Genomic DNA, 23,523 nt, shown 5'->3' with positions numbered 1-23,523 from the left:
GACGCAAGCCCGGCTGCATCTGTGTCAGGAAAAATAAATTTTTTGTTAAAATACTACTTTACAGAATTTAAAACAAGCTGAGAAAACACTCTTTTGTAGTCGCGCTTTTCGTATAAGTGCCCTGCAAAAAAGATTTTTGAATTAATTAAAATTGCAGTAACACCGGGGTGTGTCATGGCAACCTTATTTTTACCTTTGGTAAGCCAAGGGAACCAATTTCATGCACATCTTTGTTAACAAAAGAAACAACATGGCCTGCGTAATCATTACTCATAGCCGGGGTGAGTTTTAGCCAGGTACCGGATATTAATTTAATTTCGAATCAACAAACCGCAATCAAATGAGCACAACTAAAATTGGCTGGATAGGCCTTGGTAAAATGGGTATCCCAATGTCACAACAGTTGATAAAGGCAGGCTATTCGCTTACCGCTTATAACCGCAGCAAGGTTAAAGAGGCTACTTTATTAACGGCCGGCGCAACCACGGCGGCCACACCCGCCCTGCTTTTGCAACAGGTGGATATAGTAATCATCATGGTATCTGATGACAACGCCATTCAAGATATTTTTAACGGCCGGGATGGTTTGCTTGGCGTCAATACAACCGATAAGATAATTATCAATATGAGCACCGTTTCACCTGCAATTAGCAGGCAAATGGCGCAGCTTTGTAACCAACAGGGTAATCATTACCTTGATGCACCGGTATCCGGCAGCGTAAAACAGGCAGAAGACGGCACATTGGTAATAATGGTTGGCGGCGAAGAAGCTATTTTTGAAAAGGCCAAACCTGTATTAGAAAAAATTGGCAAGCTGGTCATGAGGGTTGGCGATACCGGCGCAGGCAATACCGCCAAACTGGTAATTAACACCCTACTTGGCATCCACGCACAGGGTCTTGCTGAGGCGGTATTATTCGCACAGCAAAACGGTATTGAAGCGCTCCCTTTATTAACCCTCTTAAACAACGGGGCACTCAGCAGCCCATTCCTGAAAATTAAAGGTGATGCTATTGTTAACGACAGTTACAGCGCAGCGTTTGCCCTTAAACACATTGCAAAGGACCTTCGCCTAGCAAAAGACCTGGGACTTTCAACCCCACTTGGCGAAGCCGCTTACGAAACTTTCCAACAGGCAGAGCCAGCTTTAGGTGATGAAGATATTATTGCAGTAATAAAAGCGCTGAGAAAATAAAACTATGAGAAAGTCGATAGCTATTGACATGGATGGTGTGATTGCCGATGAGGTAGTACAGTTGTTAACCTGGTATGAAAGACATTACGGATTAAAGATCCATCCCAATGAACTTAGCGGCCGCAGCGAGGATGAGGTGGTGCCTGAAAAAGATGCTTACACCAAATTTACAAAAATGGCCGGCTTCTTTCGTACCATGCCGCTTATGCCGGGTGCTGTTGAATCCGTAAAAAAACTGTCAGCGCAGTACGACATCTATATCGTTTCTGCAGCTATGCAATACCCGCACTCCCTTTCCGAAAAACGGGAATGGTTGGGGGCAAATTTTCCTTTTATAAGCTGGCGGAACATTATTTTCTGCGGGGATAAAAGTATTATCGGCACGGATTATATGATTGATGACCATATCAAAAACCTTGATTATTTTAAAGGCAAAACTATTATGTTCCATGCGTTTCATAACGTGAACCATAACCATCACACAAGGGTAAATAATTGGGATGAAGTTTTAACACTGATGGATAGCGGGTTTTAAAATGTTTTTTACCTTTAAACCATGAAAAAGTCTATAGCTGTTGATATGGATGGCGTTATTGCCGACACCGAAACCCATTTTTTAAACTGGTACGAAAGGGAATACGGCGTAAGGATAGGTGTACATGAAATACAGGGCCGTGAAGAAAACGAAATGTTTCCTGACAAAACAGTCGCCCGCAAGTTTGCATTTACTCCCGGCTTTTTCCGCTCTTTACCGGTAATGACCGGTGCTGTTGAAGCACTGAAGACCCTAATGAAAAGCTACGATGTTTATATCGTTTCGGCTGCTATGGAATTCCCGCAGTCGCTGCCTGAAAAGCTGGAATGGCTGAAAGAACATTTCCCTTTTATCAGCTGGCGCAATATCATTTTTTGTGGCGATAAAAGCATCATCGGCACCGATTATATGATTGATGACCACATCAAAAACCTCGACTTTTTTAAAGGAACCACCATTATGTTCCACGCCTTTCATAATGTTAACCACAACCATCACCAAAGGGCAAACAATTGGGATGAGGTGCTGAAGTTGCTGGTAAAATAACCAGGGCGCCAAAGGCTGCTCAAATTATCGGCTAAGTTAATGTCAGTTTATGGGCTTGTATGCATACATGTAAAAATCCTTTAAAGCTTACATTTTGAAAGTGAGGTAAGCTCTTCGAGTAATGCGGATAATTGTACACAGGCGCAGGCTATCAGCTCATCTGCTGCGCCGTAATAAATATACAGCACATCGCCAAATAAAGCTGTTCCTGTAGGGAAGCATACATCGTCCACATCGCCCATTAACTCGTATTCCAGCTCGGGCTTAAATAAGGGGTATGAAAGCCGGGCAATTTCCTTTTGGGGGGCATTCAAATCAAAAAGTGCGGCGCAGCAGGAGTATTGATATCCCTTCACCGTGTCTTTTACACCATGGTAAAGTACAAGCCAGCCGTTTGGCGTTTCAACAGGGGGGCAACCGGCCCCTACATAGCTAACCTCGTGCGCAAATTTGGGGCTGAGAAAAATATGCTCTTCAAAATGGCTAAAATAATCTTTCCAGAACTCGTCCGTCAATTCATTTAAACTACTAACCGAAACAATTTGAATATCGGGTTTAATCCGGTGCAAAAAGGTCAATTTCCCGTTAATCCTTCGTGGAAAGAAAACAAAATCCTTATCAGCCAGGATCTTTGCCCCGCGGTTATAGCGCAGGTATTTTTCATTTAATGTGGTATTATTTTTTGTAAGAAGGTCAAAATCATCATAGCTAATTTGAGGCACAATTATTCCCTTCCTGTCAAAATGCTGTAGGTTTGTTGAAGTAGCCAGCGCACCCAGTGCATTCTCATCATCAAAAGCTACGTATGAGAGATAGTATAGATCATCGATCTTTACAATCCGCGGGTCTTCCATCCCGTGTTTTTCATAATCAAACTGCGGCGATAAAAACGGCGTATTCATCCGCTCCGCGATTTTCAGAGGGCCATTGAGCTTGCAATAACCTATACTTGAATAATTACCCTTGCGTACGGCCCGGTAAAAAAGATGCACTGTATTCCCTTCCTGCCATACCGCCGGGTTAAGTACGCCGTCATTTTCAAAATCCAGATCCGTTTGCCTGAGTATTACACCTTCTTTTTTAACTTCTGCCATAAACTTCGCAGGTTCTTAAAACCCTTTTTTAAAATGCCCATTATCCAGACTGCCTATAATACCTTCGACAACACGCTTTGTTTCGTCAGGATCTTTCACACAAATAGAAAATGCACCCGATTGCCTGGCAGGGTAATCATTGCCACCCGGGAAAATAGCATCCCCAATAAATATCATTTCGCTGATCTTAATATCCAGTACATCCCGCAGCTTATGCATCCCATATTTTTTGTCTATCCCCTTTTTGGTGACGTCAATGGAAGTAGCGCCGCCCAAATTCACGGCAAACCCCGGGATCAGTTTATCCAGCTGTTTTTTTATTTTATCGCGTTTCTTAAAATCGGGATCGTATTTTTTCTTTTCATCTAATGGAGCAGCCTGCCCCAATGCCGAATAAGTTACCTGGCTCCCGCGATCCTCAATAGTTTCACCCCAGGTTTTGGCGGCTTTATAGCCCGAGGCATCCACCGCTTCATTCAGCGAAGTAATGATCTTCTTTTTCTGCGCATCGGTAAAGTTTTCGGCATACAACTGCTTCCAACTGGTTTTGTATTGATAAAACTTGGTTCCGCAGGTTGGCAAAATATAAAGGTTTTGCAATTTCTTACCTTTAGGCAGATGTGCAAGCACCTGTTTCTCAAACTGAGGCCAGTCACCACCCGATATAATGGCAACCTTCGCCACCGTCAACAGGGCTGCAAGCCGCCCGGCCATTTCATTATCAATAGCGGCCTTGCTTTCAGCAAGTGTGCCGTCCAGGTCAAAAACAATCAATTTCTTCATAAATATCAGTAGAGTTTTTCTAACCATGGTCTACAGGTCACGGTCAATCTTCACACTTCCGGCAAACATAGCTCCAGTAGTGTCACGTTGCCGTCCGGCACAAAGGGACAGGCACCACTTATAGCGGGCAGCAGCATTACCTCGCCTTTGGCAAGGTGGTAAAATTCATTACCGCTTTCTACTTCGCCGCCACCCTCCAAACATACCAGTACGCGCGGCGCGGCTTCGTTTCCCACCATAAAAGGATATTCTCCGGTAATCCGGCTCATGCTAAAATGTTTGTTATCAATAACCAATTCGCGCAATACAGGTTCATTGGCTTTCACGGTGGTAATAACCGGCTTTAATTCCACCTTACTAAAGTCAATACAGGCCAGCGCTTGTTGCACCTGTAGCTCACGTAGTTTTCCGGTTTTTGCGTCAACGCGGTCCCAATCATAAAGGCGATAGGTTACATCGCTGTTTTGCTGCACTTCAAAAACCACCACATCACCAAGCGTATGTACCGTGCCAGCCTCAATCAATATACTGTCGCCAACTTTGGGCTTAAAGCTGGCCAGGTCATCAGCAACCTGGTGTTTCTCCAGGTCGGCCTTAATTTTGGTGTTAGTTGTGCCGCTTTTTAAGCCGGCATAAATGCTTGCGCCTTTTCCTGTTTCCAACACTACCCAGGCTTCCGTTTTGCCGCTTTCCCCTTCTGGAATATAGTCTTTCAGCGCGTCCGAAGGATGCACCTGTACCGACAGCACATCCTGGCAATCTAAAAACTTCAGCAGCAGCGGGAACCGGTTGAAGCCGCCCTGTAGTTTTCCCAGCAACTGTTTGGGTGTATGTTCAAAAAGCCAGTTGATAGATTTTCCTTTTAACTTGCCGTTGGTTATTTTGCTGGAATGATCAGCGCGGTCACTTAATATCCAGGCCTCGCCTACCGGTTCATTTTTTGGTAAAGGTTTTTCCAGTAAACTATTGAGCCGTCTGCCTCCCCAAACGCGGTATTGGTAAATGGGTTCAAATTTCAGCGGATAAAGTTGTTCCTGCTCCATATCTGGCAATGCTTATTTTACAGTCAGGATCAAAGGCTTATCAACCAGTTCCATATCAGGCGTGTATTCGCCCCTGCGTGCCGCATTATCAAGGCTGGCCCTTTTATAAAGTAGTTTTTGCGCCACTTTTACATTTTTATCCAACCCTTTCCAGGCATTCATAGCAGGTTCCTGTATGGCCCTGGCAAACGAGAAAGTTAACGCCCATGGCAATTTACCTTTATATTTTACGTGCATAGCATTTAAGTGGGCACTGGCCAGCTCAGGTGACTGTCCACCTGATAAAAAAGCGATGCCGGGTACGGACGGCGGCACGCATTTTAACAATGTACCCACTGTGGCTTTTGCTACCTTATCGACACTTGCCTGCTTTTCGCTTTTTGTGCCCGGCAATATCATATTGGGCTTAAGAATTAGTCCGCGCAGATCAACGCGTTGCTTTTCCAGCTGTTTGAAAAGCATCTTTAATGCCTTTTCGGTAACCTTCTGACATTTTTTAAGGTTATGATCGCCATCCATCAATACTTCGGGCTCAACAATAGGCACAATGCCATTTTCCTGGCAAAGAGCGGCATAGCGGGCGAGCAAATGCATATTGGCTTCGATATTTGCTTTTGTGGGTGTATCTTCACCAATGGTAATTACAGCGCGCCATTTGGCAAAGCGCGCGCCAAGATCATAATATTTTTCAAGGCGCTGCCGCAGGCCATCCAGCCCTTCGGTTATCTTTTCGCCGGGGAAGTTGGCCATATTTACGGTACCCTCGTCAACCTTAATGCCGGGTATGATACCCGCTTTTTTTAAGGCGTCAATAAACAGCACGCCCTTTTTGGTTGATTGGTAAATTGTTTCGTCGTAAAGAATAGCTCCGCTAATACAATCGCCAAAATTGGGGGTAGTAACAATAAGTTCACGATAAGCGCGCCGGTATTCAATTGTTGTTGGAATTCCCGCTTCTTCAAAACGTTTGTTGCAAGTGCCCGTGCTTTCGTCCATGGCCAGCAAACCTTTGTCACCGGCCATCAGGGCGGTTGCTGTATTGATCAATTCATCTGTTTTCATTTTGTGTGATGTTTAATGCTTCGGCTATCCTGCAATTTAAACACCTTTAAAGCGTATTTGTTAGACCGAAAACAGATTGTTACATTTAAATGGAATTTTTCGCACAAAAGCCCCGCTTATACAGCTACCGCACTCGTCATTTTAAATGCACCAGTAAACTAATCCACCAGCCCCGATGCTGCGTCTTCATCCATCATCGCATAGCCATTGCCAAGCGTTTGAAAAATTGAGGCTGGCACTTTATTGGTTACTTCGCCCTGCAACGCTTTTGCAACTATAGTTGCCTTTTTTTTACCCGAAGCCAGCAGCATCGGAATTTGCGCTTCCTGCAGGTGTTTCAGTCCAAGGGTTATGCCTTCAGTAAGCTTGGTTTCCTGCTGAAAATATTTTTGTCCTACTTCTATTGTGATTGGTGCCAGCGGCGAGTGGTGCGCGTATGAGTTAAAATCGGCTCCCGGTTCGTTGAGGCCCAAATGGCCGTTCATGCCAATCCCCACCAGCATTATAGCCAGCGGACCCTTTTCATTTATAAAAGCATCCATGGTCCGGCATGAAGCATCCAGGTCTGCTGCTTTGGCGTCAAATACCATCATTCGTGACGATGCTATTTTTGCAGGGGTGAAAAAACTTTCGTACAAAAAGTTGGTGCAGCTGCCCGCATCATTTTTATCCATCCCTACCCACTCATCAAGCCCGACAAAATAACACTGGCTAAAATCAACCTTTTTTTCCTTTTGATATTGCACCAAGAGTTTATAAATACCGGCAGGCGTATCGCCCGAGGTAAGGCAGATCAATGAATCGGGTTTCAGTTTTACCTGGTTTAAAATGATCTCTGCGGTGGCGCGGCACATTTCATTATAACCGGCATAAGTACGTAATTTCATATTGGAGGTGTAAAAATTTTAGTTGGCAAGTATAAAGCTATCCTGCAGTCTTATATCGTCAGATGCGCTGCCTATCATTACCCTGAATTCGCCAGGCTGCGTTATCCACTGCAATTGATCGTTATAAAAAGCAAGTTTATCTTTATTTATAGTAAATGTAATAGTCTTTTTCCCGCCTGGTTGCAGCAGTAGTTTCTTGAAATCCTTTAATTCTTTCACAGGGCGCAACGGTTGTGAAACTATATCGCGCAGGTAAAGCTGAACCACTTCCTCACCGGGGTATTTCCCGGTATTTTGCAGGTCGAACGAAACGGTTATGGCTCCATCCTTTAGCATATTCTTTTTGCTCAGTTTAAGGTTATCGTACTTAAAAGTGGTATAACTTAAGCCGTGCCCAAACGCAAATTTGGGACTGTTCAGCAGATCTATATAAGCCGAAGTATAGTTCACATCGCTATCTGTTTTAGCAGGGCGACCCGTGTTGTAATGGTTATAATATATTGGAATCTGGCCCTCGGTACGCGGAAAAGTAATAGGCAGCTTAGCCGATGGATTATAATTGCCGTAAAGCACATCGGCAATGGCGTTGCCTGCCTGGTTCCCCAGCCACCAGGTATATAAAATTGCCGGGGCATGGTCGGCTGTCCAGTCAAAAACCATAGGCCTTCCTGCATAAAGCAGCACAACTACTGGCTTGCCGGTTGCCACAATTGCTTTGATCAACTCTTCCTGCACACCTGGTAAATGAATGTTAGCGCGGCTTTTAGCCTCGCCGGTCATGTCAAACCTTTCGCCCATAGCCATTACCACCACGTCGGCCTGCATGGCTGTTAAATAGGCCTCCTTAAATGCGGCGCGGCTGGTATCCGTCACATCACAGCCTTTTGCATACAGCAATTTAGTTTTGCTGGCCTGTTGCTGCATGCCTTCGTACAATGATACCACCTGGCTTTCGTCCCCAACGTCCAGCGACCAAAATCCTTTGTTCTCTTTTTTTAGCTTTACCATCGGCCCTATCAATGCTATTGAGCCTGTATTTTTTGATAAGGGCAGCAACTGATTGTCGTTTTTCATCAGCACGATGCTTTTACGGGCGGCATCCCTTGCAGCAGCTATATGCTCGCCTGTATTTAACATGCTCTTTTCTCGTTCGGCATTGCTAAACCTGTAGGGATCATCAAATAACCCCAGTTCATACTTTTTGGTCAGGATGCGGCTCACCGCTTCGTCAATTGTTTTTACAGATACCTTTTTTGCAGCCACCAGTTTTGCCAGGTTATTAATATAGCTGCGGCTTTCCATATCCATATCATTCCCTGCGTTTATGGCGGCTTCTGCAGCGTCGTAATTATCTTTCACGTACCCATGATTGATCATTTCGCCTATTGATCCCCAGTCGCTTACCACAAAACCTTTAAAGCCCCATTTGTCTTTTAAAATATCACGCTGTAAATAGTGGCTGGCAGATGCCGGGGTGCCATTCAAATCGTTGAATGAATTCATAAATGTACCCACACCGGCGTCAACCGCCGCTTTAAAAGGCGGAAGGTACACTTCCCAAAGCGTACGTAAACTCATGTCAACGCTGTTATAGTCGCGGCCGCCAATGGCAGCGCCGTAAGCTGTAAAATGTTTGGCGCAGGCCATAACTGCATCCAGGTTTCCAAGCCCTTTACCCTGGAAACCCTTAACACGCGCGGTTGCTATTAATGAACCTAAATATGGATCTTCTCCGGCGCCTTCCATCACGCGGCCCCAGCGCGGGTCGCGGGCAATGTCAACCATGGGGGCAAACGTCCAGTGTACTCCGCCCGCAGCAGCTTCGGTTCCGGCAATCCGTGCCGACCGTTCTATAACAGCCAGATCCCAGCTTGCAGCTTCAGCAAGCGGAATTGGGAACGTAACACTGTATCCGTGGATCACGTCCTGCCCAAACAACAATGGTATTTTTAACCGCGATTGCATCGCGGCCTCCTGGAAAACCCGCGTATGCTGTACGCCTACAATATTAAGTATGGAACCAACCTCGCCGCGTTTTATTGCGTCCAGCTTATTGCCTACATCGGTAGTTACAGGGCCGGTTGCCGCCCAGTCGCCATTATATTGGTTTAACTGGCCAATTTTCTCGGCCAAAGTCATTTTCCTTACTAATGCTTCAACTTTCTGCGGAATGCTGCCGGGTTGCGCAAACGCAAAACCAAATGCAGTAAAAAACAATACGAAGGTGATGATGATTGATTTTATGCGGTTCATTTTGGTAAAGGAATTACCCGGGTAAATAAAATCAAGAATAGTCAAATAAATTTTAAAGATGAAATATAATTAAAAACGGCAATTTCCGGTTGGAGGAGAGCTTTCATCATAATAAGGCATGCAATCCAATGGAAACCATATATCCCATGTAATTCGTATAGTATATTAAAGTAAAAAGCCCCTGACCTTAGCGGCAGAGGCTTTACTAAAACAGGTTAGTTTGCATGACTTTTCACTTTATCATGCTGGATCTTTTCTAAAAAACCATGCTCATTAATGGCGTAGTTAGCTTCAGAAGTATCGTTGTAATCTGCAGGAATTTTAACGGCCCCGGTTTTCTTTTTATATGGAAAGAAAAAAGGGAGGATAAGTACGGCAAGTAAAGCGCCGATCTCGAATAACTCAATAAACATATATTTTATTACTAAAGTAAACAAATAGCAAAAACACCTACAATTGATTTATGCTCAGGAATTTATCCCAGGCTAAATTTTAGGCCCAGTGCTTATTGCTTTGACAAAGCTAAATCAATGCCAAATATTTTCATAGTGGTTTATAATTACTTTCAAATTATCAAAAAAGCATAATTTTGATCATATTATTTATTTCTTTAGGCACCCGTCTCTATCAGATTGATAACAATTTATCAGTTTGATAGAATTTTTCATTATTTAATCCAGGTGTTTTTTTAGCAGTTTTTTTTCGATGTGTATATTTTTCTGCCCTATATCATACATTTATGGAGCTATTTGCCAAACAAAACTAAAGCTGTGTTAATTATTCATACAGGCACTTTACAATTTGTTAACAATAAGATAACTCAGGAGACAACACTAAGTCGTCTCTTTGTTGTTGAATAAATAAAAACATTACGATGAAAATTTTCAAAATAAGTCAGTTCGCCTTTGCAGCAATGCTGCTGGCTGAAACAGCTTTGATAAGCTGCGGCGGAAACAACACAAAATCAGGTAGCGACAGCTCTTCAAAACCTGCTGAGGCCGCTGCTTCAACAACAGATGCTAACACCCTGCTTGGCGCAGGCAGCACCTTTGTTTATCCGCTTTTTTCAAAGATGTTTGCTGAATACAACAAGGAAACCGGCATAAAAGTAAATTATCAGTCTATCGGATCAGGCGGCGGTATCTTACAACTTACCAATAAAACAATTGACTTTGGCGATTCAGACGCTCCTTTAAATGACGATCAAACCAAAAAAATTGGTGCAGAAGTGCTGCACATCCCTATGTGCGCAGGCGCGGTAGTGATCAGCTATAACCTGCCCGACTTAAAAAGCACGTTAAAACTAGACCCTGAAGTTTTAGCCAATATATTTTTAGGCAAAATAACTAAATGGGATGATGCAGCAATTGCAAAAATAAATCCGGGTGTTAAGTTACCTTCAACCGGCATCTTCATTGCCCACAGAAGCGATGGCAGCGGAACAACTAATATTTTTACCACCTACCTTTCAAAAGTTAGCGCCGACTGGAATACCAAGCCCGGTAAAGGCTCGGCAATTAACTGGCCTGTTGGTTTGGGTGGCAAGGGTAATGAAGGTGTTGCAGGCTTAATTAAACAAACTCCTGGTGCCATTGGTTACATTGAACTTGCTTACGCTATTCAAAACAAAATGACCTTTGCCGATCTGAAAAACAAAAGCGGAAACTACATTACCCCAACTGTTGCCTCAACAAGCGCGGCAGGTAATATAGCAATCCCTGCTGATGCAAAAGTTTCATTAAGTAATACCGATGCTAAAGACGGTTACCCGATTAGCGGTTTTACATGGGCAATGATCTACAAAGAACAAAACTATAGTGGCCGCACTAAAGACCGTGCAGAAAAAGTGATAAAACTACTTTGGTGGAACACCCATGAAGGACAGAAGTTGTGCAACGATCTGAACTATGCACCGCTATCGCCAGCAGCTGTTGCGGTTGCCGAAAAGATTTTGAAATCAGCGACTTTCGACGGAAAAGCAATACAGCAATAAGATCAATTTGATATTTTTAGCGCCCCGGCAAGTTTTGCCGGGGCTTTTTTTATTTGTTTTTTTTTGCGTAAAACAGGGTAATAAACGGATTTATGGGGTTAATTTTATCGAATAAATTTCGAACTCCATTATGACCTTCGCTGAAAAAGTAATCCAATACAATAAGCATCTGGAATTTAAAGGAACCCTGCCGCACGGCGTCAATATCATGAACCCGTTTAAGGAAAACCCGCAGGCCAATAGCTTAATGGAGCAATTTTATACCAAATATTACAACGACGGTAACCAGCGGCACATGATATTGGGCATTAACCCGGGCAGGTTTGGCGGTGGCGTTACCGGCATCCCCTTTACCGATTCAAAACGGTTAAAAGCAGTATGCGGGATCAATTACGAAGGCAAGGAGACGCATGAACCCTCTTCAGTATTTGTTTACGAAGTAATTGAGGCTTTTGGCGGGCTTGAAGCGTTTTACAATCACATTTATATAAATTCCGTTTGTCCGCTGGGATTTACGGCAACCACTAAAACCGGAAAGGAAGTTAACTACAACTACTACGACAGTAAAGAGCTTACCAATGCCGTTTATGATTTCATTGTCGAAAATATCAGAAAACAAATAGATCTCGGTAATAATACCGATACCTGCTTTTGCTTCGGCACAGGCAAAAACGAGACATTTTTGCGCAGGTTAAATGATGAACATGGCTTTTTTAAAAACATCGTTGCCCTGGAGCATCCCCGGTTTATAATGCAGTATAAATCAAAAACAAAACAGCAATACATTGAAAAATATATTGCTGCTTTCAAGCGTGTTATTTAAGGGCTATTGTTTATAATCAACCAGCACCTGCCTGGCCTCGCCTAATCCGTCAATTCCTAATTCAATTACGTCGCCTGGTTTAAGATAAACGGGGGGGGTCATGCCCAGCCCTACACCGGCAGGCGTACCTGTAGAAATAATATCGCCTGGCAGCAGGGTCATAAACTGGCTGGTATAGGATACTACCTGCTGTATGTTAAATATAAAATTTGAGGTATTGCCATCCTGCATTGTTTTACCATTAACTTTTAGCCACAGGCGCAGGTTATGCGGATCGGCAATTTCGTCTTTGGTGGCAAAAAACGGGCCGATTGGAGCGAAAGTATCGCAACCTTTACCTTTATCCCATGTGCCGCCCCGTTCTATCTGGAACTCGCGTTCAGACACATCATTGTGCAGCACATAGCCCGCTACATAATCCATCGCATCCGCTTCGCTCACGTAGCTTGCTTTTTTACCTATCACTACTGCAAGCTCAACTTCCCAATCGGTTTTAACAGAATTTTTCGGAATGATGATAGGATCAAACGGACCAGTAATGGCAGTGGTCGATTTCATAAATATAACCGGCTCGGTTGGCGGCGTTGCGTTGGTTTCTTTGGCATGGTCGATATAGTTTAACCCTATGCAAACAATTTTAGATGGCCTGCCCAGCGGGCTGCCGAGGCGCACCTCTCCGGTAATTTCGGGAAGCAGGCTATCTTCCAGGAAATAGCTTAACCGGGTTAAGCCATCGTTTTCAAAAAACGCCTCGCCATAGTCCTCACCAAAGGCAGAGGTATCGTATTTTTTATCGTTAATGATCACGCCGGTCTTTTCTTTCCCGGCTTCACCAAATCTTATCAGCTTCATAGTATTTTTAGTTGGTAGTTAGTAGTATAAATTGGTTGCCCCGTGGTTATTCAAACTCAATTATTGAGGGTAATAAACCCGCCGTCAATAGGGTAATCGGTGCCGGTTATAAATCCAGCCTCGTCCGAACACAGGTATAGCGCAAGGGCAGCAATCTCTGCCGGCTGGCCCATCCGGCCGATCGGTTGCGATTTGGAAAGCTTTTCGAACATCTCCGCTTCCTTACCGGCATAATTTTTGGCTATAAAGCCATCTACAAAGGGCGTATGTACCCTTGCCGGCGAAATACTGTTACAGCGGATATTATCGGCCATATAATCCCGCGCTACCGATAACGTCATGGCGTGGATAGCGCCTTTGCTGGTGGAGTAGGCAAACCTGTCGGTAATGCCCACGTGCGCCGCAACCGAGGCAGTGTTTAATATTACTCCGCCATTATGGGCCTTCATTATGGGTAAGGCTGCAAAAAGACAATTGTACACCCCTTTAACATTTACATTATAGATTCTGTCAAAATCCGCCTCGCTGGTATTATCAGCCCTGCCAATATGGGCAATTCCGGCGTTATTTATAAGAATATCAATTTTACCTATCGAATTAAAAACAGCTACCACCTGCTGCTGGCTACTCACATCGCATTTATGCACTTCGGCATTTCCGCCACCGGTTTTAATTTCAGCAACGGTATCATTTGCTGCTGCTTCGTTCAACTCAATAATGTGAACGGTAGCGCCCTGCTTAGCAAACAGTATGGACATTGCCTTACCTATTCCGCTGCCGCCACCGGTTATTACTACTTGTTTGTTGGTTAGTTTAAACATGTTTTAATTGTTTTTTCTCATTGTAAGCGGAAGCAAAAAATCCTATTCAAACGATAAATCTCCCCGATATTAGTCCTGCTTGACTGAGGTATGTAGAAGATCTTTCCCTGCGTTCAGAATAACAAAGGTTATTACAACGAAATCCCCCGCTTCCATGGGATCCAGTCATCCTGGCCCAATCTGACCGATGCCGGTTCTGCCTCGCCGCTTGCTACTTTAATTACGTAGTCCAGGATCCGCTCGCCCGCCTGTTGAATAGTTTCCTCCCCTTCTATTATTGTTCCGCAATTAATGTCGATGATATCCGGCATTTTAGATGCAAGTACAGTATTTGTTGACAGTTTAATAACCGGCGTAACAGGGTTACCGGTGGGCGTTCCCAGGCCTGTGGTAAACAGCACAATAGTGGCCCCCGCTGCTACTTCGGCAGTGGTACTTTCCACATCGCTGCCGGGCGTACATAATAAATTCAGACCGGGCTTTGATACTTTTGCAGGGTAATCCAGCACATCGGTAACCGGCGATGTGCCACCTTTTTTGGCTGCACCGGCTGATTTTATTGCATCCGTAATTAACCCGTCCCGGATATTACCGGGCGATGGGTTAGCATAAAATCCCGACCCATCCGCCTCAGCGCGTTTATTGTAGGTGGTCATCAACTGCATAAAATAGTTGGCTTTATCTTCGTCCACGCACCGGTCGCTCAGTTCCTGCTCCACCCCGCAAAGCTCCGGGAACTCTGATAAAATAACGGATCCGCCCATACTCACCAGCAGATCGCTCACATAACCCAAAGCCGGGTTTGCCGAGATCCCGGAAAATCCATCCGAGCCGCCGCACTCCAGCCCGATGCACAATTTAGACAAGGGCGCAGGCGTACGTTCCGTTTGGTTGGCCTGCATCAATCCGGCAAAGGTTTGCTTAAGCGCCTGTTTCAGCAGGTCGCTTTCAGTACCTACCTTTTGCTGCTCCAGTATCACCAGTGGCTTGCTGAAATTAGCATCGCGTACTTTTATTTCCTGTTCCAAAATGCTTACCTGCGCATTCTGGCAGCCCAGGCTCAATATGGTAGCGCCCGCTACGTTAGGATGGGTAACATAACCAGCTATCAAACCGCAAAGCGTTTGTGCATCGCTGCGATTGCAGCCGCAGCCCATATCGTGGGTAAGAAATTTTATGCCGTCAATATTTTTAAAGAAACGGTTCGATTTGGCTTTATCAGCGGTGTCCCGGATATCCGCATTTAAGATCTCTTCAACAGATTTTCCCGCCTGGTAAAGACTCATCAGCTGGTCAACATCACCCTCATAACTTTTAGCCTTTTTATAGCCCAGCTTATCTACCAATGCCTCTTTCAACACATCAATGTTACGGTTCTCGCAAAAAACCATCGGTATAACCAGCCAGTAATTGCCGGTGCCTACTGAACCATCGGCGCGATGGTAGCCCATAAATGTTTTGTTGGCATATTTGCCGGTATCCGGCCGGTGCCAGTCCAGCTTGCGTTTACCCAGGTGAAATTCGCCGGAAGCATGGTGGACCGTCTGTGTGCTGATGGGGCCGCCCTGCGGAATGGCTACGGTTGCCTTACCTACCAATACACCATACATAAAAATTTCATCTCCGGGGTTCAGCGCACTGATACTAAATTTATGTTTGGCATCAACATTTTGGGTAAGCTTAAAGGTTTGCCCTTCAAAATTAATTTCCGTGCCCTGGGCCAGGTTTTGCAAAGCCACCAAAACATTATCTTTCGGGTGGATGCGGATGTAACTATATTTTTGTGTTGACATTATCTGTTTCAATTATTGCAGGGTAAGTTCCACTACCGGAATCTCAAAATCAGGCTTTTTAGCCGGCAGTGTTAACACAAGGTCATCCGGGTTTGTTGCCGATGGTTTGTATAATAACTCCGAAGCATCATTTAAAAAAGCCGCATACTTTATTTTACCGGCGTAGCCCGATAAAGTTATAGTACCACCTGCGGGGTAATCATACAAATGTACATATAGCCGTTTGGTTTTTGCGTTGTAGGTCAGTTTATCATTTTCGGGAATTTTGTAGGAGTCAGGTGCGAAGGTGCAATTGTAAATTGCTTTGCTGTTGGCATGCATCCAGGAGGCAAGGCTATCAAGCGCGCGGGTGGCGCGGTAGTCAAACTCGCCCCGGGCGGTTGGCCCAACATTCAAGATCAGGTTGCCGCCGTTACTTACCGAAGTAATCAGCAGATCCAGCAGCTGGCGATGGGTTTTCCATGTATTTTCATCGCGATAGTAACCCCATGAACCGGAGAACGTTTGGCAAGTTTCCCAGGTTTTACCGCGGTATTTAGCCAGTTCGGCGGTGCTCACTTGTTCGGGGGTTTCAAAATCTGCTCCGTCCTTATATTCTTCCAGGTTAAGCCGGTTGTCAACAATAATCCCCGGCTGCAGTTTACGGATCAGTTTCAGCAATTCAACCGATCCCCAGTCGTCTTTTCCTTTACCATGCCCGTTTTTCTGCGGGAAGGAAAAATCCAGCCATAAAATATCAATCTTACCGTAATTGGTTAAAAGCTCGGTGATCTGGTTGCGCATATATTGCCTGTATTTAGCCATATCGCGGCCCTTATTCAGTGCAGCATAGCTAGCATCGCTTTTATCTTTTGGCGACTGTGGATGGATGTCGTCAATAGTATAATCGGGGTGGTGCCAGTCTAGCAGCGAGTAGTAGAAACCCACCTTTAGTCCCTCGGCGCGGTAAGCATTCACATATTCACGCACCAGGTCGCGTTTGGCACCCGTATTTGGTGCTTTGTAATCGGTATATTTAGAGTCGAACAGGCAAAACCCTTCATGATGTTTGGTGGTAAGCACCGCGTATTTCATCCCGGCTGCTTTGGCGGCATGCGCCCATTTTTTTGGCTCAAACAGGTCGGGGTTAAACTGGTCAAAATACTTTTGATAGCCGGCATTGTCAATCTTCTCGTTATGTTTCACCCACTCGTGACGGGCAGCACCACTATACAGTCCCCAGTGGATAAACATCCCAAAACGGCTGTCGGCCCACCATTCCATCCGTTTTTGTTTTTGTGCATCCGTTTCGTTTCCGATCTGTTTTTGCGCAAAAGTTGCCTGGCTAAGGATAATCAGCAACAGCGCGAGTTGTAGTTTTTTTAGCATGATAGATCTATTTATTAGGTTAATGGCTCTATTAAATTTCTAAATCGTTCTCAGCAACAGACAATCTTTCAATCCCAAACCTCCCGTGTCTGTAAGATTCATCTCCCTGAAATACTGAAAAAGTTTATCTATATTTTCCTGGGTCTTGATGTTTTCTCTACAATGAAAAAATTTGTTTCATCAATACCCATTTTTCTCCTTTCAGCGCATTTTTTAACGGCTGCTGGTAATTCCACATCAGGGTTTCCCACTCCTGCACTTCTGCGTTGCCTGCATCCATTTTGCCTTTACGATCAAAGCTGAAACTATTGTCGGTTTCCATGATCATAAACAGTCGGTTATCAAAGCGGTAGATCTCCATAGCTGTAATTCCCGCATTCAGAATGCTTTTCCTGATCCCGGGCCACACCGCTTCATGATGCCTTTCATATTCAGCAATTAAAGCAGGGTCATCCTTTAGGTCGAGCGTTAAACAATACCTGGGCATCACAGATTTCTTTAGGTGTAGTACGGTTTGTAATTGTCAATTGTACAATATTAGTTAATTGAGATGAAAGGTAAAAGGAAAAAACGGAGAAAGAGATGGACGGTTAGAATGTCGGGAAAGTCAGAAAGGTAAAAAAGACAATCGGTTGGTGAATTTCGGTAATAGCGCGCTATGCTATCGCGCGTCATCCAGATATTTTTCAAAAAAGGCTTATGTGTTGATCAAGTAGAGCTGAGGTTCACAAAGATAATCAGCCCGGAGACATCAGCTCTTCAATTTAGCTGTACAATACCCTCATCTTATCTCAACTTCCCGAAAATCCTTGCCGCCGAATCACGCGCTGGCCTTTGGCATTGGTGTCAATTTTATGGGTGGTGTGTAATTGCTGTTCGCCGGGCATACCGCTAAGTTGCTTATTGTCTATCAGCATTTTCACAAACTGTTTGGCGTCCCGGGCTGCGTCCTTGTCGGGACTATCGTTTTCAATACTTTTTACATCATGTTCGCCGTTAGGCGAGATCGTTAACGACACCGGCAGCGGCACATACAACGGCCCGTGGTCGTCAGTTAATGCAGGGTAAAGCTTGTTAGCCTCAACGTCCATGGTCCCGTCATCATTCCGCGTGTAACTTACCAACTCCAGGTTTTTTTTTTCCAGGGCCTGCTTCAAAGCAGTTTCGGTTATTGCCGGTTCTTTAGATGCCATAGTGACAGACTTAATTTAAGCCTAAAATTACCAATTTAATCTGGGTAAAAAGAAAGCTATCATTTGCACCCAAAACCCCGCTCCTTTTGAGCGGGGTTTAAAAATTGTTATTTCCAGACACAAAGTTCAAAATCCTCTTCTATTAAGAATCTCTAGTTGAGGTTATGAAAAATCCTCAATGCCCGCACCAGGGCCCGCAGTCTATCCGCACGCGCTTCAACACATACTCGCTGCCTTCCTGCTGCAATTCGTGGGTGTGCGACTCGTGATGCGTTTCGGACAAGCCTGGCCTCACCACCGGCGACATGGCCACGTTATTTTTCACGACCCGGAGGCGTCCGCGGCGCAGCAAATCTTCAAAAAATGATTTGGCTGCTTCATCATCTGTTTGCGGGGTAACCATGCCTACATTTAGCGTAGCGCCGGCAATAGCAAAGCTTTTGGGCTCTGATACCCCATGCACCAGGATGCTGTCCATACCAAGGTCGTATTCTGCAACATGTAAACGCATCCTGTCCACATCCTTTGATTTGTCTTTTGCAGCGGTCATAGTTTTTGCCGCAGCAGCCGTCATCTTTAACTTCGCAAGCGCAGCGCTGGAAGCAACCGAGATGATCCCGTGGCGGATGAATGAGCTCTTTAATGCCTGCCCATAAGCAATATTGGGGAACAGTGCATTGGCGGCCGATACCATGTGTGCTGCTACCTGGCTGTAAAAAGCCGAAACAACTTTTGCTGCAGTAATGCCTGCCACCAGGATCTTACCCATATCAACGCTCACCTGCAGCAGGTCAGCCTCGTCTTTATTTGTGGTGATATGAAACATATTGGCCATACCTTCAAAAAATGCCGAAGTAAATACCCTTGAGAAAGAATGCGGTTCGGATGATAACGCCGATGCGGGGGCATAAGTTGGCAATGTGTGGGGTGGCCTGTAAAAGAATGAGTTCACCGCATTGCGTAAACAGTCGGCATCAACGTCTGAAGGATCGCTCTGGCGGATCGCCCAGCCGAGCTGTTCAGCCAGCCGCGAAAGGCGTGACGATTTGTATAGTGAGCCACCGGTTTCAGCGAGAACCCCGTGGCGCAGGCTGGGTACTTGCATGGCACATAATATAGCGCTCATATCGCCAAATGATTCATGAAAAGCCGGAACCTCCAGGTTTGCGGCGTTCCATAACTGGGGTTTTAAAGCATCAAGCACTGCATGCCCCTGTTCGTGGTTAATTACATCCGGGCTCTCGCCTGAATAAAATGTGCGTGTGCCAACAATTCCATGAAAAAAACGCAGCCCTACCCTGTCATAATAAGCATTCAGGTCCGACCCGTGATCCAGATCAACCGGCAGTGTCTTACCTACTTCCCACGAAATGCCGGGCAGCTGCACACTCCAAAATGCAGACCCGCGACTTAACGACGCCGCTGCCGCCCAATACCTGAATTCTGCTGTACCGGGTGTATAAACACCGGCCGCCGGCGCCTTTGCCGGGTTTTTAATGGCTGTTGGTAACGATGTTGCGCTCATATCCGGTGCCGGTTCCTGGATCAGCTGCCCGCCATCAGGCTGGTTGCCTGAACCCGGGTCCTGTTCCCATGCGTTGATTGTACCGGCAGGTTGTTTTGGGTGTTTGGTTTTGCCGCCTTTCTTTTTCCTGGTGATTGCTGTTGTTTCCATCTTATTATTTATTTGGGGTGAATAAAAATGTATCGCCGTTATTAAATCAAAGTTGTAGATGTATAAAAGTTGTGGTATTATTTTTGGCTAAATAAAATTACATACTTATTAAATAATAAATACCGTATAAATACGGTATTTATTAGGGTGTATTTACGCGTTTACCGGGATTGCATTGGTGAAAATTGCGCGTGATGCGCTAAAAACAGATTTATTTATCCGCTGTTAATTTTATTGTGCGACTTATAATAACGTAAATTTGATATAATAATGGAACATGTTTATTATCAGCAACTTACCTCTTTTTAGCACTTAATAAAAAGCAAACATACTGATAATCAATATGTTTCACTTTGTTCCGGGTGTTCCGTATGCAAAAATGGAACGCGCTGCCGGCAGAACACACAAACTTGCCTTTTCTAAAACAACAATTGCACGTGGTGGTAGAGCGGTTTAGGTATTGGACTAACTTTTGCTTATGCCGAACTCAAGTTATAATATTTAAAATATCTCATTAGCGATAACTACAGCTGCCACTATCTGAGCATTTGAGACTGTTTAGGCAAGAATGGTTCTTTCAGTCCTTTTTTATGATATAGATAGAAATTTCTTTCCTGGTAACAAACCCCAGCGAGCGGTAAAGTTTTATCGCCCGTTCATTAGATGATAACACATGCAGAAAAGGGATTTCGCCTGCTGCCTTAATCCGCTGTACCTGGTTAAGGATCAACTGCGCCGAATAACCGCGGCCCAAATAATCCGGATGGGTACAAACTGCGCTGATCTCGGCATAAGGCGTAGGGTTCATCCGTTGACCAGCCATTGATACCAGCTGGTCGCCATCAAAAACACCGCGGTAATGTCCAAAATCAATTGTGCGTTGTGCAAAAGGACCGGGATTAGTTAATTTGGTTAACGCCAGCATTGCGGGAATATGCTCATCGCCAAGGGCAATAACGGGCTCTGTGGCGGCAGCGTCCCTTGCGGGCGTTTCGCACACCATCTGTAAAACGTCCATCCGCTGCAAAACGTTCCAGGGCGCTGGTACGGCAATCAGTTCAGCGCTTACAAAGCCAAATACGGTATTTTCTGGCGCAACCTCGTAAAGGGTATTAAAGTTTTCAGAGGTATTTTCAGCAAGCCCCGAAAATGGAGAGATCTCCGCAGGGAAATATTTAGCCTTTTCAGTGCCTTTAGAAAGTGTTTTATTACCGGTATTAAGGGCGTTAAAAGCGGGATTGTCAAGTATATGATTCATATGGTTGTATGTTGCGGCACTGTTACCGGCTGGCAGTGTACCCGGTTTCAAAGCTATTAATATTTTATAAATACACCTGTGCTGTTTGCTGCGTACTGTCAATATCAGGTACTGCGGTAAGTAATAAAAATAGCGCCCAGCATCCTTAAAGGCGCATTTTCATCTTCATTTTTCCTAAAAAACATAACTGTTTGCATCCTAAACTATATTACTTTTGCAATAAATTACTACCTTACGGCAACACACCTTTTACGATGGAAAAACCAATAATATTTTCGATAGATGACGATTTGCAGGTGTTACGTGCCATCACCCGCGATTTGAAATCGATGTACGGCAAAGATTACAGGATCATCAATACTACCTCTGCAAACGAAGCGCTTGAAAGCCTCATCGATCTGAAAAACAGTTCGGATGTGGTTGCCATGTTTGTTTGCGACCAGCGGATGCCCGAAATGGAGGGTGTTGCCTTTTTAGAAAAAGCCATAAAAATATTTCCAAAGGCCAAGCGCGTTTTGCTTACCGCCTATTCAGATACCGAAGCCGCCATAAAAGCCATCAACGATGTTCAGCTTGATTATTACCTGATGAAGCCCTGGGACCCGCCATCAGAAAGGCTTTACCCCGTTATTGACGACTTGCTGGATGACTGGCAAAGTGATTATATCCCCGATTTTAAAGGCATAAAGGTTGTTGGCTACCAATTTTCGCCGCAGTCACACACTGTTAAAGATTACCTTGCCAGCAACCTGATTCCCTACAAATGGCTGGACATTGAGAAAAATCCGGATGCAAAAGCCGTACTGGAACTCAACAATGTCGGGCTGGATGAATTGCCTGTTGTAGTTTTTGACGATGGCAGTTATTCGTGCAAACCCACCATCAGATCCATCTCTGATAAGATTGGCACTAACCCGCAGATCACCAATGATATTTATGATGTGGTGATCATCGGGGCAGGCCCGGCGGGTTTGGCGGCAGCAGTTTACGGTGCCTCCGAAGGGTTAAAAACACTGCTTATTGAGCGCAAAGCACCGGGCGGGCAGGCGGGCACCAGTTCCCGGATTGAAAATTACCTGGGTTTTCCGGCAGGCTTAAGCGGCGCTGATCTTACCCGGCGTGCCATAACCCAGGCCATGCGCTTAGGTGCCGAATTCCTGTCGCCGCAGGCGGTAAATGATATTAAACAAAAGGACGGCTATAAAACTATTATCCTGGATGACGGCCCCGAGATAGTTAGCCGCACAGTAGTTATCACTACAGGTGTAGACTATCGCAAGCTGGATGTAAAAGGCGTTGAAAACTACACCGGAGCCGGTATTTATTACGGTGCAGCCACCACCGAAGCTTCGGCATGCAAGGGTAAAGAAGTTTACGTAATAGGTGGCGGCAACTCGGCCGGGCAAGCTGCAGTTTACCTGTCAAAATTTGCTGAAAACGTTTATATCATTATCAGGAGAGATAGCTTAAGCTATACCATGTCCGCTTATTTGATACAACAGATTGCAAACATCCCCAACATTCATGTATTAGCCGATACCGAAATTACCGAAGCAACGGGTCATAATTGCCTTGAAAAGCTAACCATCTATAACGTTAAAACCAAAGAGAGCGTTACAAAACAGGCAGCAGCGCTTTATATTTTCATCGGGGCAAAACCATATACCGACTGGCTGAAACTGGATATTTTAAAAGATGAAAAAGGCTTTATTGAAACCGGCCGGGAACTAAGGCGTTACGACGAGTTTAGCAAGATCTGGAAGCAAAAGCGTGACCCTTTCCTACTCGAAACCAGCTGTAACGGTATTTTTGCTGCCGGCGATGTTCGTGCGGGTGCCATGAACCGTGTAGCATCGGCTGTTGGCGAAGGCTCAATGGCCATCAGTTTTGTGCATAAATACCTGGCGGAGGTGTAGTCGAATCAGTTGAAGTGTTGCCAGATTAAAAGGTTCAATATCTTAGTATAATAAAAAAATAATCCACATGGAAGACGAAGTATGCAAACACCTGGCGGCTATTAAAACTCTTAAGCAGCCTAAAGATTATGTGTGTGAAGAATGCATAAAAACGCACAGCAGCTGGATGCACCTGCGTACCTGCCAAACCTGCGGGGTAACGCTTTGCTGCGACAGTTCACCAAACCAGCATGCCAGCAAACACGCTGCAGAAGCCGGTCACCCGGTAGTGATCTCTGCCGAACCGGGCGAACGCTGGCTCTGGTGCTATGTTGACGAAGAAATGGCGGAGTATTAAGCGGACAGTTAAAACACGTTGCCCATTAAATGAGGGCATTTTCCGACTCAACTGGTGAAAATATGACACGGGATTTTGCGGGCTTAAAAAATAAAG

The 23,523-nt window shown here is 45.0% G+C and carries 22 protein-coding genes; 7 read left to right on the top strand and 15 right to left on the bottom strand.

Features of this window, described 5'->3' with window-relative positions:
• Window positions 1-340 precede the first annotated feature (340 nt).
• Genes MuYL_RS05440 through MuYL_RS05430 form a run of 3 tightly spaced genes read left to right on the top strand, consistent with a single transcriptional unit; the run spans window position 341 to window position 2,276 of the window.
• Complete coding sequence (locus MuYL_RS05440; RefSeq protein WP_094569566.1) at window positions 341-1,195, top strand: NAD(P)-dependent oxidoreductase; 855 nt, start codon at window positions 341-343, stop codon at window positions 1,193-1,195.
• A gap of 4 nt (window positions 1,196-1,199) precedes the next feature.
• Window positions 1,200-1,730: a 5' nucleotidase, NT5C type gene (locus MuYL_RS05435; RefSeq protein WP_094569565.1), complete on the top strand. Its 531-nt coding sequence runs from the start codon at window positions 1,200-1,202 to the stop codon at window positions 1,728-1,730.
• Between the two features lie 21 nt (window positions 1,731-1,751).
• The gene (locus MuYL_RS05430) at window positions 1,752-2,276 is read left to right on the top strand and encodes a 5' nucleotidase, NT5C type (protein WP_094569564.1); all 525 of its coding nucleotides are present in this window, start codon (window positions 1,752-1,754) and stop codon (window positions 2,274-2,276) included.
• A gap of 80 nt (window positions 2,277-2,356) precedes the next feature.
• Here the strand turns inward: MuYL_RS05430 and MuYL_RS05425 are convergent, their stop codons facing one another.
• From MuYL_RS05425 to MuYL_RS05395, 7 genes are all read right to left on the bottom strand, one after another.
• Window positions 2,357-3,370: a glycoside hydrolase family 130 protein gene (locus MuYL_RS05425; RefSeq protein ID WP_094569563.1), complete on the bottom strand. Its 1,014-nt coding sequence runs from the start codon at window positions 3,368-3,370 to the stop codon at window positions 2,357-2,359.
• 15 nt (window positions 3,371-3,385) lie between these two features.
• Window positions 3,386-4,153 carry an HAD-IIB family hydrolase gene (locus MuYL_RS05420; RefSeq protein WP_094569562.1) on the bottom strand — a complete coding sequence of 256 codons (768 nt, stop codon included), beginning with the start codon at window positions 4,151-4,153 and terminating at the stop codon, window positions 3,386-3,388.
• Between the two features lie 50 nt (window positions 4,154-4,203).
• Window positions 4,204-5,196 (bottom strand): type I phosphomannose isomerase catalytic subunit, encoded by a 993-nt coding sequence (locus MuYL_RS05415; protein ID WP_094569561.1) that lies wholly within the window; start codon window positions 5,194-5,196, stop codon window positions 4,204-4,206.
• Between the two features lie 12 nt (window positions 5,197-5,208).
• Window positions 5,209-6,258, bottom strand: coding sequence for a class I fructose-bisphosphate aldolase (locus tag MuYL_RS05410; protein WP_094569560.1), 1,050 nt, complete (start codon window positions 6,256-6,258; stop codon window positions 5,209-5,211).
• Between the two features lie 158 nt (window positions 6,259-6,416).
• On the bottom strand, window positions 6,417-7,145 hold the full coding sequence (locus tag MuYL_RS05405; protein ID WP_094569559.1) for a 6-phosphogluconolactonase: 729 nt from the start codon (window positions 7,143-7,145) through the stop codon (window positions 6,417-6,419).
• A gap of 18 nt (window positions 7,146-7,163) precedes the next feature.
• On the bottom strand, window positions 7,164-9,398 hold the full coding sequence (gene bglX, locus MuYL_RS05400; protein WP_094569558.1) for a beta-glucosidase BglX: 2,235 nt from the start codon (window positions 9,396-9,398) through the stop codon (window positions 7,164-7,166).
• A 215-nt stretch (window positions 9,399-9,613) separates the two neighbouring features.
• Entirely contained in the window at window positions 9,614-9,811 is a 198-nt protein-coding gene (locus MuYL_RS05395) for a hypothetical protein (protein WP_094569557.1), read from the bottom strand.
• A gap of 461 nt (window positions 9,812-10,272) precedes the next feature.
• Here MuYL_RS05395 and pstS point away from each other — a divergent pair, with 461 nt between their 5' ends.
• Together pstS and MuYL_RS05385 are read left to right on the top strand one after the other, a co-directional pair.
• Complete coding sequence (pstS, locus tag MuYL_RS05390) at window positions 10,273-11,391, top strand: phosphate ABC transporter substrate-binding protein PstS (RefSeq protein ID WP_094569556.1); 1,119 nt, start codon at window positions 10,273-10,275, stop codon at window positions 11,389-11,391.
• Window positions 11,392-11,521: 130 nt separating this feature from the next.
• Window positions 11,522-12,214 carry a uracil-DNA glycosylase family protein gene (locus MuYL_RS05385; RefSeq protein WP_094569555.1) on the top strand — a complete coding sequence of 231 codons (693 nt, stop codon included), beginning with the start codon at window positions 11,522-11,524 and terminating at the stop codon, window positions 12,212-12,214.
• 3 nt (window positions 12,215-12,217) lie between these two features.
• On the opposite strand, the gene MuYL_RS05380 is transcribed toward MuYL_RS05385, so the two are convergent.
• The 8 genes from MuYL_RS05380 to MuYL_RS05345 form a co-directional block, all read right to left on the bottom strand.
• A complete protein-coding gene (locus tag MuYL_RS05380) occupies window positions 12,218-13,066 on the bottom strand; it encodes a fumarylacetoacetate hydrolase family protein (RefSeq protein ID WP_094569554.1) in 849 nt (282 codons plus the stop codon).
• A gap of 56 nt (window positions 13,067-13,122) precedes the next feature.
• Window positions 13,123-13,887, bottom strand: a complete 765-nt coding sequence (locus MuYL_RS05375; RefSeq protein ID WP_094569553.1) for an SDR family NAD(P)-dependent oxidoreductase — start codon at window positions 13,885-13,887, stop codon at window positions 13,123-13,125.
• A 131-nt stretch (window positions 13,888-14,018) separates the two neighbouring features.
• Window positions 14,019-15,680, bottom strand: coding sequence for a UxaA family hydrolase (locus tag MuYL_RS05370; protein WP_094572860.1), 1,662 nt, complete (start codon window positions 15,678-15,680; stop codon window positions 14,019-14,021).
• Between the two features lie 12 nt (window positions 15,681-15,692).
• Window positions 15,693-17,048 carry an alpha-L-fucosidase gene (locus MuYL_RS05365; protein WP_094569552.1) on the bottom strand — a complete coding sequence of 452 codons (1,356 nt, stop codon included), beginning with the start codon at window positions 17,046-17,048 and terminating at the stop codon, window positions 15,693-15,695.
• A gap of 157 nt (window positions 17,049-17,205) precedes the next feature.
• Window positions 17,206-17,535: an L-rhamnose mutarotase gene (locus MuYL_RS05360; protein WP_094569551.1), complete on the bottom strand. Its 330-nt coding sequence runs from the start codon at window positions 17,533-17,535 to the stop codon at window positions 17,206-17,208.
• Window positions 17,536-17,839: 304 nt separating this feature from the next.
• Window positions 17,840-18,241: a hypothetical protein gene (locus MuYL_RS05355; RefSeq protein WP_094569550.1), complete on the bottom strand. Its 402-nt coding sequence runs from the start codon at window positions 18,239-18,241 to the stop codon at window positions 17,840-17,842.
• A gap of 175 nt (window positions 18,242-18,416) precedes the next feature.
• Window positions 18,417-19,916: a gluzincin family metallopeptidase gene (locus MuYL_RS05350; RefSeq protein ID WP_094569549.1), complete on the bottom strand. Its 1,500-nt coding sequence runs from the start codon at window positions 19,914-19,916 to the stop codon at window positions 18,417-18,419.
• 577 nt (window positions 19,917-20,493) lie between these two features.
• Window positions 20,494-21,174, bottom strand: coding sequence for a GNAT family N-acetyltransferase (locus MuYL_RS05345; protein ID WP_157740625.1), 681 nt, complete (start codon window positions 21,172-21,174; stop codon window positions 20,494-20,496).
• Between the two features lie 254 nt (window positions 21,175-21,428).
• Here MuYL_RS05345 and MuYL_RS23785 point away from each other — a divergent pair, with 254 nt between their 5' ends.
• Both MuYL_RS23785 and MuYL_RS05335 read left to right on the top strand, forming a co-directional pair.
• Window positions 21,429-23,090 carry an FAD-dependent oxidoreductase gene (locus MuYL_RS23785; RefSeq protein ID WP_094569547.1) on the top strand — a complete coding sequence of 554 codons (1,662 nt, stop codon included), beginning with the start codon at window positions 21,429-21,431 and terminating at the stop codon, window positions 23,088-23,090.
• Window positions 23,091-23,157: 67 nt separating this feature from the next.
• Complete coding sequence (locus tag MuYL_RS05335; protein WP_094569546.1) at window positions 23,158-23,427, top strand: UBP-type zinc finger domain-containing protein; 270 nt, start codon at window positions 23,158-23,160, stop codon at window positions 23,425-23,427.
• Window positions 23,428-23,523 lie beyond the last annotated feature (96 nt).

Origin of the sequence: Mucilaginibacter xinganensis (assembly GCF_002257585.1) — a bacterium.
GTDB classification, from domain to species: domain Bacteria; phylum Bacteroidota; class Bacteroidia; order Sphingobacteriales; family Sphingobacteriaceae; genus Mucilaginibacter; species Mucilaginibacter xinganensis.
The sequence above is the reverse complement of the archived record's forward strand: the minus strand, read 5'-3'. Positions and strand labels throughout refer to the sequence as shown.

Excerpts from the sequence above, each read along its gene's own strand:
- MuYL_RS05440 (WP_094569566.1), top strand. The coding sequence starts at position 341 with ATGAGCACAACTAAAATTGGCTGGATAGGCCTTGGTAAAATGGGTATC.
- MuYL_RS05435 (WP_094569565.1), top strand. The coding sequence starts at position 1,200 with ATGAGAAAGTCGATAGCTATTGACATGGATGGTGTGATTGCCGATGAG.
- MuYL_RS05430 (WP_094569564.1), top strand. The coding sequence starts at position 1,752 with ATGAAAAAGTCTATAGCTGTTGATATGGATGGCGTTATTGCCGACACC.
- MuYL_RS05425 (WP_094569563.1), bottom strand. The coding sequence starts at position 3,370 with ATGGCAGAAGTTAAAAAAGAAGGTGTAATACTCAGGCAAACGGATCTG.
- MuYL_RS05420 (WP_094569562.1), bottom strand. The coding sequence starts at position 4,153 with ATGAAGAAATTGATTGTTTTTGACCTGGACGGCACACTTGCTGAAAGC.
- MuYL_RS05415 (WP_094569561.1), bottom strand. The coding sequence starts at position 5,196 with ATGGAGCAGGAACAACTTTATCCGCTGAAATTTGAACCCATTTACCAA.
- MuYL_RS05410 (WP_094569560.1), bottom strand. The coding sequence starts at position 6,258 with ATGAAAACAGATGAATTGATCAATACAGCAACCGCCCTGATGGCCGGT.
- MuYL_RS05405 (WP_094569559.1), bottom strand. The coding sequence starts at position 7,145 with ATGAAATTACGTACTTATGCCGGTTATAATGAAATGTGCCGCGCCACC.
- bglX (WP_094569558.1), bottom strand. The coding sequence starts at position 9,398 with ATGAACCGCATAAAATCAATCATCATCACCTTCGTATTGTTTTTTACT.
- MuYL_RS05395 (WP_094569557.1), bottom strand. The coding sequence starts at position 9,811 with ATGTTTATTGAGTTATTCGAGATCGGCGCTTTACTTGCCGTACTTATC.
- pstS (WP_094569556.1), top strand. The coding sequence starts at position 10,273 with ATGAAAATTTTCAAAATAAGTCAGTTCGCCTTTGCAGCAATGCTGCTG.
- MuYL_RS05385 (WP_094569555.1), top strand. The coding sequence starts at position 11,522 with ATGACCTTCGCTGAAAAAGTAATCCAATACAATAAGCATCTGGAATTT.
- MuYL_RS05380 (WP_094569554.1), bottom strand. The coding sequence starts at position 13,066 with ATGAAGCTGATAAGATTTGGTGAAGCCGGGAAAGAAAAGACCGGCGTG.
- MuYL_RS05375 (WP_094569553.1), bottom strand. The coding sequence starts at position 13,887 with ATGTTTAAACTAACCAACAAACAAGTAGTAATAACCGGTGGCGGCAGC.
- MuYL_RS05370 (WP_094572860.1), bottom strand. The coding sequence starts at position 15,680 with ATGTCAACACAAAAATATAGTTACATCCGCATCCACCCGAAAGATAAT.
- MuYL_RS05365 (WP_094569552.1), bottom strand. The coding sequence starts at position 17,048 with ATGCTAAAAAAACTACAACTCGCGCTGTTGCTGATTATCCTTAGCCAG.
- MuYL_RS05360 (WP_094569551.1), bottom strand. The coding sequence starts at position 17,535 with ATGCCCAGGTATTGTTTAACGCTCGACCTAAAGGATGACCCTGCTTTA.
- MuYL_RS05355 (WP_094569550.1), bottom strand. The coding sequence starts at position 18,241 with ATGGCATCTAAAGAACCGGCAATAACCGAAACTGCTTTGAAGCAGGCC.
- MuYL_RS05350 (WP_094569549.1), bottom strand. The coding sequence starts at position 19,916 with ATGGAAACAACAGCAATCACCAGGAAAAAGAAAGGCGGCAAAACCAAA.
- MuYL_RS05345 (WP_157740625.1), bottom strand. The coding sequence starts at position 21,174 with ATGAATCATATACTTGACAATCCCGCTTTTAACGCCCTTAATACCGGT.
- MuYL_RS23785 (WP_094569547.1), top strand. The coding sequence starts at position 21,429 with ATGGAAAAACCAATAATATTTTCGATAGATGACGATTTGCAGGTGTTA.
- MuYL_RS05335 (WP_094569546.1), top strand. The coding sequence starts at position 23,158 with ATGGAAGACGAAGTATGCAAACACCTGGCGGCTATTAAAACTCTTAAG.